15 protein-coding genes and 1 pseudogene are annotated in these 15269 nt (G+C 70.8%); 13 read left to right on the top strand and 3 right to left on the bottom strand.

Features of this window, described 5'->3' with window-relative positions; translation table 11 throughout:
• Window positions 1-28: 28 nt before the first annotated feature.
• Both ACFCZF_RS19730 and ACFCZF_RS19735 read right to left on the bottom strand, forming a co-directional pair.
• Window positions 29-169, bottom strand: a complete 141-nt coding sequence (locus ACFCZF_RS19730) for a hypothetical protein (RefSeq protein WP_376672735.1) — start codon at window positions 167-169, stop codon at window positions 29-31.
• A 352-nt stretch (window positions 170-521) separates the two neighbouring features.
• A complete protein-coding gene (locus tag ACFCZF_RS19735) occupies window positions 522-866 on the bottom strand; it encodes a hypothetical protein (RefSeq protein WP_375924326.1) in 345 nt (114 codons plus the stop codon).
• Window positions 867-1062: 196 nt separating this feature from the next.
• On the opposite strand from ACFCZF_RS19735, the gene ACFCZF_RS19740 reads away from it, so the two are divergent.
• The 3 genes from ACFCZF_RS19740 to ACFCZF_RS19750 all read left to right on the top strand — a co-directional run bounded on the left by ACFCZF_RS19740 (window position 1063) and on the right by ACFCZF_RS19750 (window position 2846).
• Window positions 1063-1785, top strand: coding sequence for a helix-turn-helix domain-containing protein (locus tag ACFCZF_RS19740; protein ID WP_376672736.1), 723 nt, complete (start codon window positions 1063-1065; stop codon window positions 1783-1785).
• 48 nt (window positions 1786-1833) lie between these two features.
• Complete coding sequence (locus ACFCZF_RS19745) at window positions 1834-2217, top strand: hypothetical protein (RefSeq protein WP_376672737.1); 384 nt, start codon at window positions 1834-1836, stop codon at window positions 2215-2217.
• A gap of 206 nt (window positions 2218-2423) precedes the next feature.
• Window positions 2424-2846 carry an adenylyltransferase/cytidyltransferase family protein gene (locus tag ACFCZF_RS19750; RefSeq protein ID WP_376672738.1) on the top strand — a complete coding sequence of 141 codons (423 nt, stop codon included), beginning with the start codon at window positions 2424-2426 and terminating at the stop codon, window positions 2844-2846.
• Window positions 2847-3091: 245 nt separating this feature from the next.
• Here ACFCZF_RS19750 and ACFCZF_RS19755 read toward each other — a convergent pair whose 3' ends face one another.
• Window positions 3092-4339, bottom strand: coding sequence for an MFS transporter (locus tag ACFCZF_RS19755; protein ID WP_376672739.1), 1248 nt, complete (start codon window positions 4337-4339; stop codon window positions 3092-3094).
• A gap of 140 nt (window positions 4340-4479) precedes the next feature.
• Here ACFCZF_RS19755 and ACFCZF_RS19760 point away from each other — a divergent pair, with 140 nt between their 5' ends.
• The 10 genes and pseudogenes from ACFCZF_RS19760 to ACFCZF_RS19805 all read left to right on the top strand — a co-directional run.
• On the top strand, window positions 4480-5091 hold the full coding sequence (locus tag ACFCZF_RS19760; RefSeq protein ID WP_376672740.1) for a TIGR03086 family metal-binding protein: 612 nt from the start codon (window positions 4480-4482) through the stop codon (window positions 5089-5091).
• Between the two features lie 193 nt (window positions 5092-5284).
• A complete protein-coding gene (locus ACFCZF_RS19765) occupies window positions 5285-5953 on the top strand; it encodes a GntR family transcriptional regulator (RefSeq protein WP_375923635.1) in 669 nt (222 codons plus the stop codon).
• Window positions 5950-6858, top strand: coding sequence for a dihydrodipicolinate synthase family protein (locus ACFCZF_RS19770; protein ID WP_376672741.1), 909 nt, complete (start codon window positions 5950-5952; stop codon window positions 6856-6858). The genes ACFCZF_RS19765 and ACFCZF_RS19770 overlap by 4 nt, the downstream gene beginning before the upstream one ends.
• Window positions 6855-8576 (top strand): L-arabinonate dehydratase, encoded by a 1722-nt coding sequence (gene araD, locus ACFCZF_RS19775; protein ID WP_376672742.1) that lies wholly within the window; start codon window positions 6855-6857, stop codon window positions 8574-8576. The genes ACFCZF_RS19770 and araD overlap by 4 nt, the downstream gene beginning before the upstream one ends.
• Before the next feature lie 106 nt (window positions 8577-8682).
• Window positions 8683-9618 carry a carbohydrate ABC transporter permease gene (locus ACFCZF_RS19780; protein ID WP_375923626.1) on the top strand — a complete coding sequence of 312 codons (936 nt, stop codon included), beginning with the start codon at window positions 8683-8685 and terminating at the stop codon, window positions 9616-9618.
• Window positions 9615-10514, top strand: coding sequence for a carbohydrate ABC transporter permease (locus tag ACFCZF_RS19785; RefSeq protein WP_376672743.1), 900 nt, complete (start codon window positions 9615-9617; stop codon window positions 10512-10514). Before ACFCZF_RS19780 ends, ACFCZF_RS19785 begins: the two co-directional genes overlap by 4 nt.
• Complete coding sequence (locus ACFCZF_RS19790) at window positions 10511-11668, top strand: Gfo/Idh/MocA family protein (protein ID WP_376672744.1); 1158 nt, start codon at window positions 10511-10513, stop codon at window positions 11666-11668. Before ACFCZF_RS19785 ends, ACFCZF_RS19790 begins: the two co-directional genes overlap by 4 nt.
• The gene (locus ACFCZF_RS19795) at window positions 11665-12525 is read left to right on the top strand and encodes a PmoA family protein (protein WP_376672745.1); all 861 of its coding nucleotides are present in this window, start codon (window positions 11665-11667) and stop codon (window positions 12523-12525) included. Before ACFCZF_RS19790 ends, ACFCZF_RS19795 begins: the two co-directional genes overlap by 4 nt.
• Window positions 12526-12542: 17 nt before the next feature.
• The gene (locus ACFCZF_RS19800; RefSeq protein WP_376672791.1) at window positions 12543-14129 is read left to right on the top strand and encodes a family 43 glycosylhydrolase; all 1587 of its coding nucleotides are present in this window, start codon (window positions 12543-12545) and stop codon (window positions 14127-14129) included.
• 33 nt (window positions 14130-14162) lie between these two features.
• Window positions 14163-15206 (top strand): annotated as a pseudogene (locus tag ACFCZF_RS19805) (polysaccharide lyase family 1 protein); the annotation flags it as partial.
• Window positions 15207-15269 lie beyond the last annotated feature (63 nt).

Below are 15269 nucleotides of genomic sequence, written 5' to 3' on the forward strand. Positions count from 1 at the left end.
GGCAGCCATCGGGTTTGGTGCTGAGCGCTCAGACGCTCTGTATGTCGCTCTCGCGGTAGGGGTTGCCCTCTGCCGGGGTCACCCGCCAATAGGTCTCGATCATGGCCTTGTACTGGCGGTGCGAGGGGTTCAGGCCCGTGTGCTTGAGCGCCCACATCTCCACAGGCACACGGCCGTGGTCCGATGCCGGTGCTTCCTGGCCGCAGTCCATGCACACCGCGGAATGGACGGCCTGCGGTGCGCCCTCTCCGGCTTCAGGCCCGAGTGCCCATTCCGCGGCTTTGCTGATCGCGCGTGTCACAGTCGCCCCCTGCTGCGCCGGTTTGCTTCGGCCACTCGCACACTCAGCGGGGCACGCTCCTGTGCGCCCGTTTCCAGGGTCCGCAGGGCAGCCGTGATGGATTCCGGATAGGCCCCGTGTTGCGGGTGGCGAGCCAGCAACACGGCGCAGTCCGTTTTCAGACTCTCGTCACTGGTCTGCGACTTGAGCGCCTCCAGCGCCCTGCACTGCTTACAGGCGCTCATCGGGCAGCCTCCGGGGTCGCGTAGGGCCCCGCCCAGGAGGGCGCCTCCACGGGGACCGTCCTGGGCGGCGGGGCGCCCAGGTGGGCGACGTACGGCCGGCCAACGGGGCCGTTCTCCCAGGCGGCAGGGGGCAGCGCCCAGTGAGGGCCGGGCAGGGGCCTGGGGGGCGGTGTGGCGCGCTGTGCGCGCAGCGTGGCCACGTCGACCAGCCTCGCGCCAACGACGTACGGGGTGGGCGCCTGCGGGACGGCAGGGGGCGCGTACGCGCTGCTGTGCCTGCCGGGAGTGCGAGGGCCGAAGATGACCGCGCTCAACCATTCGAGTAGCTGCGTGATAAGCATGGACTGTCGACGCTCCTGTTCAGCGTTGGCCATGCCCCCGGGCCGGTCGCACGGTCGCGGGGGTCTCTGTCGTCATCAGTCAACGCCCCACCTGGCTCACCGACTTGCACACTTCTTGCACAGATGGCGAGCGCGTTGCACGCCGCTGCGGGACCATGGGACGTGAGGACGTCACCGAGCGGGGAAGACGCAAGGTATGAGCGCTACACAGGTACCCGGACCAGGCGCCAATGTCGCTGCGCACCGGAAGGAACATGGGCTAAGTCAGGTAGCCCTAGCCCGCAGAGCAGGGGTGTCGGTTTCTCTTCTCAGCAAGATTGAAGTAGGGGACAGGGCGCTAACTCAGGGTGTCGGCGCCGCCCTTGCCCGCGCGATGAACCTCACCCTTGATGAACTACTGGGCAGCGCTCCCGAAGTAAACCTGAATGAACTTAACTGGGCTATCCGGCGATTCGACATTCCTGGGGAGCCGCCGCAGAACCCTGAGACACTTCAAGGTGAAGTCGACGAACTGAATCAGCTTCGCTGGGACACGGAGCTTTCGAAGGTTCTACAGAGGCTTCCTGGAGTACTCACCAGGGTGACCAGCCATGCTCATCTCACAGGACAATCGAAGGCATGGGGTCTGGTCGCGGACGTGTATGGTGTCATTTATTGGCTGGCCGCTCGGCATAGGTGGATGCATCTGGCTGAATTGGCAACACTCAAACAACGCATGGCAGCCGAGAGGGCAGATCCTATTTCGGCAATCGTTGCCGCACGCGATGACGCGGGCACGTTCCTTAACTCGGGCGACTTTTCCGGCGGATTGGCCATCATTGACCATGCCATCGTGCAGGCGGAGTCTACGCTCTCCGGACGCGAACGGGCATTCGGGCTTGGCGTTCTGCATCTGCGAGGCTTGACCCTTGCCGGTTGACTCAGGGATAAGCAGACCACTAACAAGCACATCGAGGCCGCTTTGCGGATGGCTGAGGAAGTTTCGGAAGAGATGGCCGAACACGGGATGCAATTCGGCCCCGAGCAAACGGCTACGCACGTCATCTCTACGGCATCCGATATGGAGCAGCACCGTAGGGCCGTGGAAACCGGCGAAAGCCTTATTCAGGCGGGCATGACTCTTCCTGCTAACCGGGTCGCTCCGGTCTACATGAATCTCGGCCGCTCTCAGCTCGCGCTAGGCGACCAGGACGGAACCCTTGAAAGCCTTGAGAAGGCATGGGCCACGTCACCGGAAATGGCAGCCGTTCACCCAACCAGTCTAGAACTCACACGAGTCCTGGTGTCCAAGCACAAGCGCAGCAATGAACGGCTTACTCGGATCGCCGAGCGCGCCGGTATCGCGCTTTGAAGCAGCTTACGCCGAACGCCGCGTGCAAACCCCCTCTCGCTCGGCATGGGCCGAGAGAAGGCCATGGCGCCGGACCCATAGGGCTCGTAACAAGATCATGAGCAATCCGTCGTGAGCCGCTTCGGGCGTCGATCGGTAGATGGTTGACGGCGCAAGGCCGTTGACCCAGTCTTGGTCGGCTTGGGACCGTCGAGAGGGCAACAGACATGACTGAGCGCGGGAACGTTTACGTCGACATGGTTGGAGACCTGTTCCGCCCAGGGCACGTCGCGCTGCTGAAAGCCGCGCGGGACTTCGGGGTGCGGCTGATTGTCGGAGTGCTCTCGGATGAGGTCGTGGCCGGGTACAAGCGCAGGCCCATCATGACCCTGGCGGAGCGGGTTGCGGTGATCGAAGCGTGCCGGTACGTCGATGTGGTGCTCCCGGACGCGCCCTACCGTGTCACGAACGAGTTCCTGGACCGGCACGGGATCGACGTGGTCGTGCATGGTGACGACCTCACGGCGGATGCGGTCGAAGAGGTCTTCGGGCCTGTGGTCGCTGCGGGAAAGTTGCAGCTTGTGCGGTATACGGCCGGCGTCTCCACGACCGACCTCATCCAACGCTGTCGCGCGGTAGCCGCTTCATGAGCGGTACACGGCGACCTCGTAGTTCCTAACGCGGATGTGATCCGGCCTTCTTGAGGCGTCTCCAGCAGATGAGGCTGCAGCCCAACGAGACGGAGGCATGGTGAGTTCGAGGCGGTGTCCCATCGGATGGCAAGGCGGTTTAACTGGTGGAGGAGGGCGAAGGTCTGCTCGACGACGTGGGGGCTGGACGTCGTGCTTCGGCCGCGGGGCGGTGGGGGCTTGTCGCGCAGTTCCCCGCGCCCCTTTCAGGGGCGTCCGGCGCCCGTATCCGAAGGGTTGCGGGGTGCTGCCACGAGTGCCACCGCCGTCGCCAGCAGGACGACGCCCAGCGTCGGCAGCAGCAGCGGCAGACCGACCGTCTCGACCAGTGCCGCGCCCGCGGCCAGTCCGAGCACGTTCGGTATGAAGATCAGGGAGTTGGCCGTCGCCGTGGCCCGCCCCAGCAGCGGCCCCGGCGTCGCGTGCTGGACGGCGGTCAGGGCGGCGATCAGCACCGCCGGCATCCCCGCTCCGGCCGCCGCACTGGACACCAGGGCCACCGCGTCGTACGGAACGGCCCGCACCGCCACCGCCACCGCCAGCAGCGCGATCCCGGCCGCCGCGAACCACCGCTCGCCCAGTCGCCGCAGGGCGGGCCCCGCCAGCAGGCCGACCGCCACCGAGCCGGCGCCCTGGCAGGCGTACAGCACACCGGCGTACGTGGGGGAGTGTCCGAGGGAGTCGACCACGGCGTACAGCGTGGGCCCGCAGACGCCCGCGCACAGCATCATGACGCCGCCCGCGACGACGAGCGGGCGCAGCCGCGGATGCCCCCACAGGTACCGGGCGCCCTCGGCCGTCTGCCGCCGCCAGTTCACCGCTGGCCGCCGCGGCGGCGCCTCCCGTACCCGCAGGGCCGCGTACAACCCCGTGGCCAGCACGAACGTCGCCGCGTCCAGCGCCGCCACGCTCGCACCGCCGTACGCCGCGTAGACGCCCGCCCCCGCCGGCGGCGCCACCAGCTTCATGCCCTCGCCCGCGGTCATGCGCAGCCCGTTGAAGTCGCCGAGCAGGCGAGGGTCGATGACCGCGGCGACGAGCGCCGACTCGGCCGCGTCGCTTACGGCGCCCGCCGCGCCGTACACGAACAGGACCGCGAACAGCAGCCACAGCCCGTCCGGCGAGTCCACGGCGAAGAGGGTCATCAGGAGGACGGCCGGCAGCAGGTTCGTGGCGATCAGCAGCGGCTTGCGGCGGACGCGGTCGGCGAGCGTGCCCAGCGCCGGGCCCACCAGCGTCGGCGCCCACATGGCGAGCATGCACAGCGCCGCGAGTCCGTCCGAGCCGGTGAGGTCCTTCACCCAGACCCCGGAGGCCAGCCACAGCGCCGAGGTGCCGAAGCCGGACACCACCACCCCGGCGAGATACAGGCCCGCGTTGCGGTCGCGCAGGACGCGGGCCACGGGCCAGGCCCCGCGCGTCGTCTTCCTCGTATGTGCGGTCCTTGGCGTCATGCCTGGTCATCGTGGAGCCAAGGCGGAGGGACGGGCATCGGGCAGGTGCCTTAGCGGTCGGTGCGGCGGCCGATGAGTTTCGCGGCCGGAATCGGTCTACCTCCGCAGAGAGCCGGCCACGCGTTCCCGAGGAGCACCCGATGACCCACGACGCCCCCACCCCCACCGCCACCCTCGACCTCGGCCCGCAGGTCCGGGTCCTGGCACGCCTCGCCGACGGCGTCAGCGACGCGCTGCTCGCGGATCCGACACCGTGCCCGGACATGGCGGTCCGCAACCTGCTCGGCCATCTGACCGGCCTGGCCACCGCCTTCCGCGACGCCGCGCGCAAGGATCTGGGCGCCACCACCGACACCAGCCCCGAAGCGACCGTGCCGGACATCCGGCCCGGCTGGCGCGAGGAACTGGCCGAAGTGCTCGGCCAACTCGCCGAGGCATGGCGCGCCCCCGGGGCCTGGAGCGGCATGACCCGGGCCGGCGGCGTCGACCTGCCCGGCGAGGTGGCCGGTGCCGTGGTGGCCGACGAACTGGTGATCCACGGCTGGGACCTGGCCCGCGCGACCGGCCAGGCGTACGAGCCCGACCCGGCCGCTCTCCAGGTGGCGTACGGCCTGCTCGCCGCGTCCGCCGAGGAGCCCGACCGAGACGCCGGCATGTTCGGCCCCGTCGTCCCCGTCCCCGACGACGCCCCGCTGCTGGACCGGGCCGTGGGACTGAGCGGGCGCGACCCGGGCTGGACGCGGCCCGCGTAGGGACGGCACGCAACCTCAACTTCCTCTGTCAGAAGCATTGACGTGGCCCCGCGCCCCTCTTACCTTCAACGCGTCGTACTTCGTACGTCATATATGAGACGCGATACGCGAGATCGGATACGCGAGGGATCCCACCGGGTCCGGCACGCGACATCCGAGACGCGCATCCGACGCGAGATTCCGAGAGGCGCGCATGACCTCTGTGCCCACGCCGATCCCCTCCCGCACGCAGTACGTGCTGGAGGAGATCAAACGCCGCATCCTCACCGGCCGACTGACGCCCGGTCAGGCCCTTGTCGAGACCGACCTCGCCGCACAGTTCGGGGTGTCCAAGACACCGGTGCGCGAGGCGCTCAAGACGCTGGCCGGCACCGGACTGGTGGTGATGAACCAGTACAAGGGCGTCACCGTGCGCATGGTGGACGCGGACATGGCGCGCGAGGTCTACGACGTCCGGCTGCTCCTGGAGCCCGAGGCCCTCAAGCGCGCGGTGCGCCGCGGTGCCTCCCTGGACGCGGCGACCGACGCGCTGACCCGGGCCGACCGGGCCACGGACACCGCCGAACGGTCCCTCGCCAACCGGGAGTTCCACCGCGCCCTGTACGTGCCGTGCGGCAACCCGCTGCTCGGCCGGATGCTCGACGAGGTCCGCGACCAGGCGGCCCTCGTCTCCGCGGTCGCCTGGGCCGCCGACCCCTCCTGGGAGCGGGAGGCCGGCGAGCACCAGGAGATCCTGCGCCTCGCCCTCGCCGGTGACGCGGACGGCGCGGCCCGCGCCCTGTACGCGCACATCGCGTCGTTCGTCGAGCGGGCCTTCCCCGAAGCGGGGACGGCGGCCCAGGAAGAGGACGGTCAGGCATGACAGCGACGTTCGAGACCCAGCGGGCGGCCCTGGCCGACGTGGTGGCGATCCCGGTGACCCCGTTCGCCGAGGACGGCACCGTCGACCCGGCCACCCACCGGGCCCTGCTGCGTCGTCTCCTCGACGGTGGCATCACGACCCTCACCCCGAACGGCAACACCGGCGAGTTCTACGCCCTCACCCCGGCCGAGCGCCGCCTCGTCACCGAGCTGACGATCGAGGAGGCCGGCGACCGCGCGGAGATCCTGGTCGGTGTCGGCCACGACGTGCCGACCGCGGTCGCCTCCGCGCGGCACGCCCGGGACCTGGGCGCCTCCATGGTGATGGTCCACCAGCCCGTCCACCCCTACGTCTCCCAGGGCGGCTGGGTCGACTACCACCGCGCCGTCGCCGAGGCGGTGCCCGCACTGGGCGTCGTGCCCTACATCCGCAACGACCGGCTCACCGGCGCCCGCCTCGCCGAACTCGCCGACGCCTGCCCCAACGTCATCGGCGTGAAGTACGCCGTCCCGGACGCCGCCAGGTTCGCCGCCTTCGCCCGCGACGCCGGCCTCGACCGCTTCGTGTGGGTCGCGGGGCTGGCCGAGCCGTACGCGCCCTCGTACTTCTCCGCGGGCGCCACCGGATTCACCTCGGGTCTGGTGAACGTCGCCCCGGCCGTCTCGCTGAACATGATCGAAGCGCTTCGATCCGGTGACTACACGGCGGCGATGAAGGTCTGGGAGCAGATCCGCCGCTTCGAGGAGCTGCGCGCCGCCAACGGCTCCGCCAACAACGTCACCGTGGTCAAGGAGGCCCTCGCCTCGCTGGGCCTGTGCCGCAGGGAGGTCCGTCCGCCGAGCAAGCCGCTGCCCGAGGGCGAGCGGGCCGAGGTCGCCGCGATAGCCGCGGGGTGGTCGGCATGAGGCCCCCGGAGCAGCTCCGCAGCCACCAGTGGTACGGCACGGACGGCCTGCGCTCCTTCAGCCACCGCGCCCGCACCCGCCAGCTCGGCTACCTGCCCGAGGAGCACCTCGGCAAGCCGGTCATCGCCATCCTCAACACCTGGTCCGACATCAACCCCTGCCACGTCCACCTGCGCGACCGCGCCCAGGCGGTCAAGCGGGGCGTCTGGCAGGCGGGCGGCTTCCCGCTGGAGTTCCCGGTCTCCACGCTCAGCGAGACCTTCCAGAAGCCCACCCCGATGCTCTACCGCAACCTGCTCGCCATGGAGACCGAGGAGCTGCTGCGCTCCTACCCGGTCGACGGCGCCGTGCTGATGGGCGGCTGCGACAAGTCCACCCCCGCCCTGCTCATGGGCGCCGCCAGCGTCGACCTGCCCGCCGTCTTCGTGCCCGCCGGGCCCATGCTCCCCGGCCACTGGCGCGGCGAGACCCTCGGCTCCGGCACCGACATGTGGAAGTACTGGGACGACAAGCGGGCCGGCCTTGTCGGCGACTGCGAGATGCAGGAACTGGAGAGCGGCCTGGCGCGCTCGCCCGGCCACTGCATGACCATGGGTACGGCGTCCACGCTGACCGCCGCCGCCGAGGCCCTCGGCGTCACGGTCCCGGGCGCCTCCAGCATCCCGGCCGTCGACTCCGGGCACGACCGGATGGCGGCGGCGGCCGGTCTGCGCATCGTCGAACTGGTCCACCGGGACCGCAAGCTGAGCGACATCCTCACGGCCTCCGCCTTCGAGGACGCCGTCACCACCGTGCTCGGCCTCGGCGGCTCCACCAACGCCGTGATCCACCTGATCGCCATGGCGGGCCGCGCGGGAGTCACCCTCACCCTCGACGACTTCGACCGCATCGCCCGCACGGTCCCGGTACTCGCCAACGTCCGCCCCGGCGGACAGAGGTACCTGATGGAGGACTTCCACTTCGCCGGCGGCCTGCCCGGCTTCCTCTCCCGCATCACCGACCTGCTCCACCTGGACCGGCCCACGGTGTCGCACGACACGATGCGGGAGCAGTTGGACGGCGCCCTCGTCCACAACGACGACGTCATCCGGACCCGCGACAACCCCGTCGCGGACGAGGGCGGGGTCGCCGTCCTGCGCGGCAACCTCTGCCCCGACGGCGCCGTCATCAAGCACATCGCCGCCGAGCCGCACCTGCTCAAGCACACCGGGCCCGCGGTCGTCTTCGACGACTACCGGACGATGCAGCGCACCATCAACGACCCGGACCTCGGCATCACCGCCGACAGCGTCCTGGTGCTGCGGGGCGCCGGTCCCAAGGGCGGTCCGGGCATGCCCGAGTACGGGATGCTGCCCATCCCCGACCACCTGCTCAAGCAGGGCGTGCGGGACATGGTCCGGATCTCCGACGCCCGGATGAGCGGCACCAGTTACGGCGCGTGCGTCCTGCACGTGGCCCCCGAGTCGTACGTCGGCGGACCGCTCGCCCTGGTGCGCACCGGCGACCCGATCACCCTCGACGTCGAGGCCCGCTCCCTGCGGCTGCACGTGGACGACGAGGAGCTGGAGCGCCGCAGGGCCGCGTGGACACCACCGCCCGCCCGCTACGAGCGGGGCTACGGCGCGCTCTACAACGAACAGATCACCCAGGCCGACACCGGCTGCGACTTCGAGTTCCTGGCCCGCCCGGGCAAGGTGCAGGACCCGTACGCCGGCTGAACCCCGTACGACACGCACACGACACGAACACCTCCGCACATCCCTGCACGTCGAGAAAGCGCTTCCTGCACCACCCAAGCACGACGTACCAGAACGGAGAACTGTCATGGCCCAAGCCGCAGCCGTGGCGAAACCGCCCGCGCCACCCCGGCGGCGCCGTGCCTCCGCCACACCGCGCAGGCTCCCGTACCTGCTGATCGCACCGGCCGCCCTGCTGATGCTGGGCTTCATCGCCTACCCGGTCATCAGCGTCTTCTACTACAGCCTGCAGGAGTACAACCCCACCAAGCCGTGGCGGAACGGCTTCGCGGGCTTCGACAACTTCGTCAAGATCTTCACCGACGACCCGATGTTCTGGGACACCCTCGTCTTCAGCGCCAAGTGGGTCTTCGTCGAGGTCGGACTGCAACTGCTCTTCGGTCTGGCACTGGCGCTCATCGTCAACCAGACCTTCGTGGGCCGGGGCATCGGGCGCGCCCTGGTCTTCTCCCCCTGGGCCGTCTCCGGCGTGCTGACCTCCGCGATCTGGGTGCTGCTCTACAACTCCCAGACCGGCATCACCCGTTACCTCGCCGACATGGGCATCGGCGACTACGGCACCAGCTGGCTGTCGGACACCTCGACCGTGTTCTCCGCGGCGGTCGTCGCCGACCTGTGGCGCGGCGTGCCCTTCTTCGCGATCCTCATCCTCGCCGACCTCCAGTCCGTCTCGAAGGACCTGTACGAGGCCGCCGAGGTCGACGGGGCGAGCCGGCTCAAGCAGTTCTGGCACATCACACTGCCGCACCTGAAGGACGCCATCATCCTGTCCACGCTGCTGCGCGCGGTGTGGGAGTTCAACAACGTCGACCTGCTCTACACCCTGACCGGCGGCGGACCCGCGGGGGTCACCACGACCCTGCCCCTCTACATCGCCAACACCAGCGTCGACGCCCACGACTTCGGCTACGCGTCGGCCCTCACCACGGTCGCGTTCGTGATCCTGCTCTTCTGCTCGATCGTCTATCTGCGGCTGAGCAAGTTCGGAGGCGAGAACAAGTGATCACCAAGGAGGCCACCGCGCCCGCCCCCGTGCCCGCGAGGGCCGACCACGAGCCGCCGCGGCAGACGAAGAAGCGCCGCCCCGCCTGGGACGAGGTCCCCCGCTGGCAGATCTATCTCCCGCTCGGCGTCTACCTGGTCTTCACCCTGATCCCGTTCTACTGGATCCTGCTCTTCGCGCTGCGCCCGGCGGGCTCGACCTCGCTCGTGCCCTGGCCGATGACCTTCGAGCACTTCGAGAAGGTGTGGACCGACCGGAGCTTCGGCACCTTCTTCGAGAACAGCGTGTACGTCGGGCTCGCGACCCTGGTGATGACCACACTCGTCGCCCTGGCCGGCGGCTACGCCCTCGCCCGGTTCGACTTCAAGGTCAAGCGGGCCTTCATGCTCGCCCTGCTCTGCTCCCAGTTCGTGCCCGGCGCGCTGCTGCTGGTCCCGCTCTTCGAGATCTTCGCCGAACTGCAGATGATCAACTCGCTCGGCAGCGTCATCATCGCCGAGACGGTCTTCCAACTCCCGCTGTCGATGATCCTGATCAGCAACTTCATCAAGAACGTGCCGTACTCCCTGGAGGAGGCCGCCTGGGTCGACGGCTGCGGCCGGATGCGGGCCTTCCTGGTCGTCGTCCTGCCGCTGCTGCGGCCGGGCCTGATCGCCGTCGGCTCCTTCGCCTTCGTGCACTCCTGGAACCACTTCCTGTTCGCCCTGATGTTCCTCAACAACCAGGACAAGCAGACCATCCCGGTCGGCCTCAACACCCTGATGAGCGCGGACAGCGTCGACCTCGGCGCGCTCGCCGCCGGCGGCATCATCGCGGCCGTGCCCGTGGTGCTCGTGTTCGCCTTCATCCAGAAGTGGCTGATCACCGGCTTCAGCGCGGGGGCGGTAAAGGGATGAGCCCGGTCCCCGTCGTCCTCGCCGGCGCCCGCGGCCACGGCCGCTGGCACATCGCCAACATCCGCCGCCTGGAGCGGGCCGGACTGGTCCGGCTGGTCGGCATCTGCGAGCTGACCCCGCTGAGCGAGAAGGAGGCCGGCGGGGAACTCCCCGAGCAGTCCGCCGACTTCCGCGCCCTGCTCGACTCCACCGGCGCCCGGATCGCCGTGATCTGCACGCCGATCCCCACCCACACCGACCTCGCGCTGACCGCCGCCCGCCGGGGCGTCCACCTGCTGCTGGAGAAGCCCCCGGCTCCGTCGTACGCGGAGTTCCGCCGCATGGCCGACGGGGTCGCCGAGGCCGGCGTCGCCTGCCAGGTCGGGTTCCAGTCACTGGGGTCGCACGCCGTGCCGGCGATCCGGGCACTCGTCGCCGAGGGCGCGATCGGTGACATCGTCGGCATCGGCGGGGCCGGGGCGTGGGGGCGCGACGAGGCCTACTTCCGCCGGGCGCCCTGGGCGGGCCGGCGGCGGCTGGACGGCGCCGACGTGATCGACGGCGCGCTGACCAACCCCCTCGCGCACGCCGTCGCCACCGCCCTCGCGCTCGGCGGCAGCACCCGCGCCGAGGACGTCACCGGCATCGAGACCGAGTTGGCGCACGCCAACGACATCGAGGCCGACGACACCTCCTGCGTACGCGTCACCACCGCGCAGGGTCATCGCGTCACCGTCGCCGCGACCCTGTGCGCGGAGCGGCCCGACGAGCCGTACGTCCTGGTGCACGGCGGCAGCGGCCGCATCACCTTCTGGTACAAGCAGGACCGCGTCCTGCTCCAGCGCGGCGGCCACGGCCCCGAGGAGTACCACCACGGCCGCACCGACCTGCTGGAGAACCTGGTCGCGCACCTCACCACCGGTGCCGCCCTGCTGGTCCCGCCGGACGGGACGGGCGCCTTCATGCGGGTCGTGGAGGCGATCCGCCGGGCCCCCGACCCGGAGCCGCTGCCCGACGCCGCCTGGCGCCGCGTCCCCGGCGAGAGCCGCCGCGTGGTCCCCGGCATCGACTCCTTCGTGGCCGCCGCCGCCGACACCCTCTCCCTCTACTCCGAACTGGGCGCGCCCTGGGCGCCGCGCACGGAGCACCCGCGATACGAGGTGAGCACCCGATGACCGGCCACGACTCCCCGGTGCTGCGCGCGGCGGGCCGCCCCGTCGCCCGGTACGTCACCCGGCCCGAACTGCCGCCCAGGCTCTCCCCGCGCCCCTACCTGCACCCCGTCACCACCCTGGCCGGCACCGCCGTCACCGAGTTCAGCCCCGCCGACCACCCCCATCACCTCGGCGTCGGTGTCGCCGTTCCCGACGTCGAGGGGCACAACTTCTGGGGCGGGCGTACCTATGTCCGCGACCGTGGCCCGACCGAGCTGGACAACCACGGCGCCCAGCGGCACATCGCCTTCCGGCTCCGCGACCCCGACGGCCTCGTCGAGGAGCTGCGCTGGGTCGCCGCCGGCACCGAGCTGCTGCGCGAGCGCCGCACCGTCGCGGCCACCGAACTCACCGCCACCGGCCCCGCCGCGACCGCCTGGGTGCTGGACTTCACCTTCTCCCTCACCAACGTCACCCCGGACCCGCTCACCCTCGGCAGCCCCGCCACCAACGGGCGCCCCGGCGCCGCCTACGGTGGCTTCTTCTGGCGCGCCCGCAAGGAGAGCGCGGCCCCGCGGGTCCTCACCGCCGACCGCGAGGGCGAGCGGGAGATCCACGGAACCCGCGCCGACTGGCTCGCCCTGACCGGCGACACCTGGTCGCTGGTGTTCGCCGGGGCCACGCAGCAGACCCGGCGCGACCCGTGGTTCGTGCGCACCGAGGAGTACCCGGGCGTCGGCTCCTCCCTCGCGTACGACGAACGGCTGACGGTCGCCCCCGGCGACACCGTCGTCCGCCGGATCGTCACCGTCGTCGCCGACGGCCGACTCGACGCCGACGGCGCCGCCACCCTCGTACGAAAGGCGGTGAGCCCGTGACCCGCGAGACCACCCCCGTGACCTCCGAGAGCACCTCCGAGACCCCCGAGACCGCATCCGAGACCGCGGTGACGTACACCAACCCCGTCCTGAACGCCGACTGGTCCGACCCGGACGTCGTGCGCGTCGGCGACGACTTCTACCTGACCGCGTCCAGCTTCGGCCGCGTCCCCGGTCTGCCGCTCCTGCACTCCCGCGACCTGGTCGGCTGGACCCTGGTCGGGCATGCCCTGACCCGCCTGGAGCCGGCGGAGGCGTTCGCGACGCCCCGCCACGACTGCGGCGTCTGGGCCCCGTCCCTGCGGCACCACGCGGGCCGCTTCTGGATCTTCTGGGGCGACCCCGACCACGGGATCTTCCAGGTCAACGCGCCCGACATCCGGGGCCCGTGGACCGCGCCCCACCTGGTCAAGGCCGGCAAGGGCCTGATCGACGCCTGCCCCCTGTGGGACGACGAGACCGGCGAGGCCTACCTCGTGCACGCCTGGGCCAGGTCCCGCTCCGGGATCAAGAACCGCCTCACCGGCCACCGTATGCGCCCCGACGGCACCGGACTCCTCGACGAGGGCAAGGTGATCGTCGACGCCGACCGCCTCCCCGGCTGGTTCACCCTGGAGGGCCCCAAGCTCTACCGGCACGACGGCTGGTTCTGGATCCTGGCACCCGCCGGGGGAGTGGAGACCGGCTGGCAGGGCGCCTTCCGCTCACGCGGCTTCTTCGGGCCGTACGAGGAGAAGGTCGTCCTGGAGCAGAAGGACACCGACGTCAACGGCCCCCACCAGGGCGGCTGGGTACGCACCGGGACCGGCGAGGACTGGTTCCTGCACTTCCAGCAGCGGGGCGCGTACGGGCGGGTCGTCCACCTCCAGCCGATGAGGTGGGGCACTGGGGGCACCTCCCGCTCGAGCGAAGCCGAGAGTGGGGGAGGCTGGCCGGTGCTGGGCGACGACGGCGCCCCGGTCACCGAGCACCCGCGCCCCGCGCTGCCGCCGCAGCCGCCCGCCGCGCCCGCGACCGACGACGACTTCCCCGGCGGACGGTTCGGCCGCCAGTGGTCGTGGACGGCCAATCCCCGCGACGGCTGGGCCACCCGGCACTCCGGGGACGGGCTGCGGCTCGCCTGCGTCCGCTCGGCCGACGCGCACGACCTGCGCGGACTGCCGAACGTGCTCACGCAGCGGCTGCCCGGCGACCCCGCGGCCATCGAGGTGGAACTGCGCCTGGACAGCGAGGAGCCGGGCGCGCGGGCCGGGCTCGCGGTGCTCGGCGACGCCTACCGCTGGATCGGGCTCCAGCGGGGCGCGGACGGGACCGTGCACATGGTGCACCGGTTCGCCGAGTCGGTGGCCGACGCCGAGCGGGACGCCGACCACCCCCGCCCCGCGCCCGAGGGTCGGGCACGGCTGCGGATCGAGGCCGGCCCCGGGGCACGCTGCCGCTTCTCCTACGACCTCGGCGACGGGCCGCGCCCCACCGGCCAGGTCTTCGCCGCCACCCCGTGGCGCTGGGTCGGCGCCCTGCTCGGCCTGTTCGCGCTCGCGCCCGTCGGCCAGGGAGACGCCGGCACGGCCACCTTCACGCAGTTCCGGATCGGACCCCGTTGACCAGCCCCACCCGTACGCCTGTTGGGAGCCGCAATGACGCACCTCCGTAGCAAGCGCTTGCCGGGAACCGGCAGGACCCTGGCCGCCGTCCTCGGCCTGGTCGCCGCCCTGGCCCTCGGGACGGTCGGGGAGACACAGGCCGCCCCGGCCCGTGAGGCGGGGGCACCTCGCCCCGCCGACCGGGCGCACGGCTTCGCCTCCCTCGCCGGCGGCACCACCGGTGGCGCGGGCGGCAAGGTCGTCACCGTCACCGACCAGGCCGCGCTGGCGAAGTACGCCGCGGCCGAGGAGCCGTACGTCATCCGGGTGGCGGGCTCGATCGCCGTCGCGCCCTTCGGCTCGGACATCGTGGTCGGCTCCGACAAGACGATCGTCGGCGTCGGCGACACCGGCGAGATCGTCCACGGCGAGCTGCACCTGAACCCCGGCACGCACAACGTGATCGTCCGCAACCTCACGATCCGCGACAGCTACGTCGAGGGCGACTGGGACGGCAAGACCACCGACTTCGACGCGATCCAGATGGACTCCGTCCACCACGTCTGGATCGACCACAACCGCCTCACGCACATGGGCGACGGACTGCTCGACATCCGCAAGGACAGCGAGTACATCACCGTCTCCTACAACCGGTTCGAGAACCACAACAAGGCGCTCGGCATCGGCTGGACGGACAACGTCCGCACCCAGATCACCATCGACCACAACTGGTTCACCGGCACGAAACAGCGCAACCCGTCCGCCGACAACTGCGCCTACGCGCACCTGTACAACAACTACCTCTCCGCGCAGGTGGCCGACGGCGACCCGCTGTGGACGTACGGGAACTGGGCGCGCGGCGCGACGCGGATGGTCATCGAGAACAGCTACTACGACGGGGTCCAGCACCCCTACCAGGCGGACGCCACCGCGGAACTGGTGCAGCGCGGATCGATCCTGAAGGACACGACCGGCCGGCACGACGCATGGGGCGACGCCTTCGAACCGCGCGACTTCTACGACTACCGGCTCGACCCGGCGGCCGCCGTTCCGGCCCTGGTTAAGCGCTTCTCGGGGCCGCAGAAGCAGCTCGGCACCCACTGACTCCCCCACGTGTTCAGCCCGTTCACCGCTCCGTTCAACCCTCCGTTTCAACCCTCC

This window comes from Streptomyces sp. NPDC056296, from assembly GCF_042268605.1.
Lineage (GTDB): Bacteria > Actinomycetota > Actinomycetes > Streptomycetales > Streptomycetaceae > Streptomyces.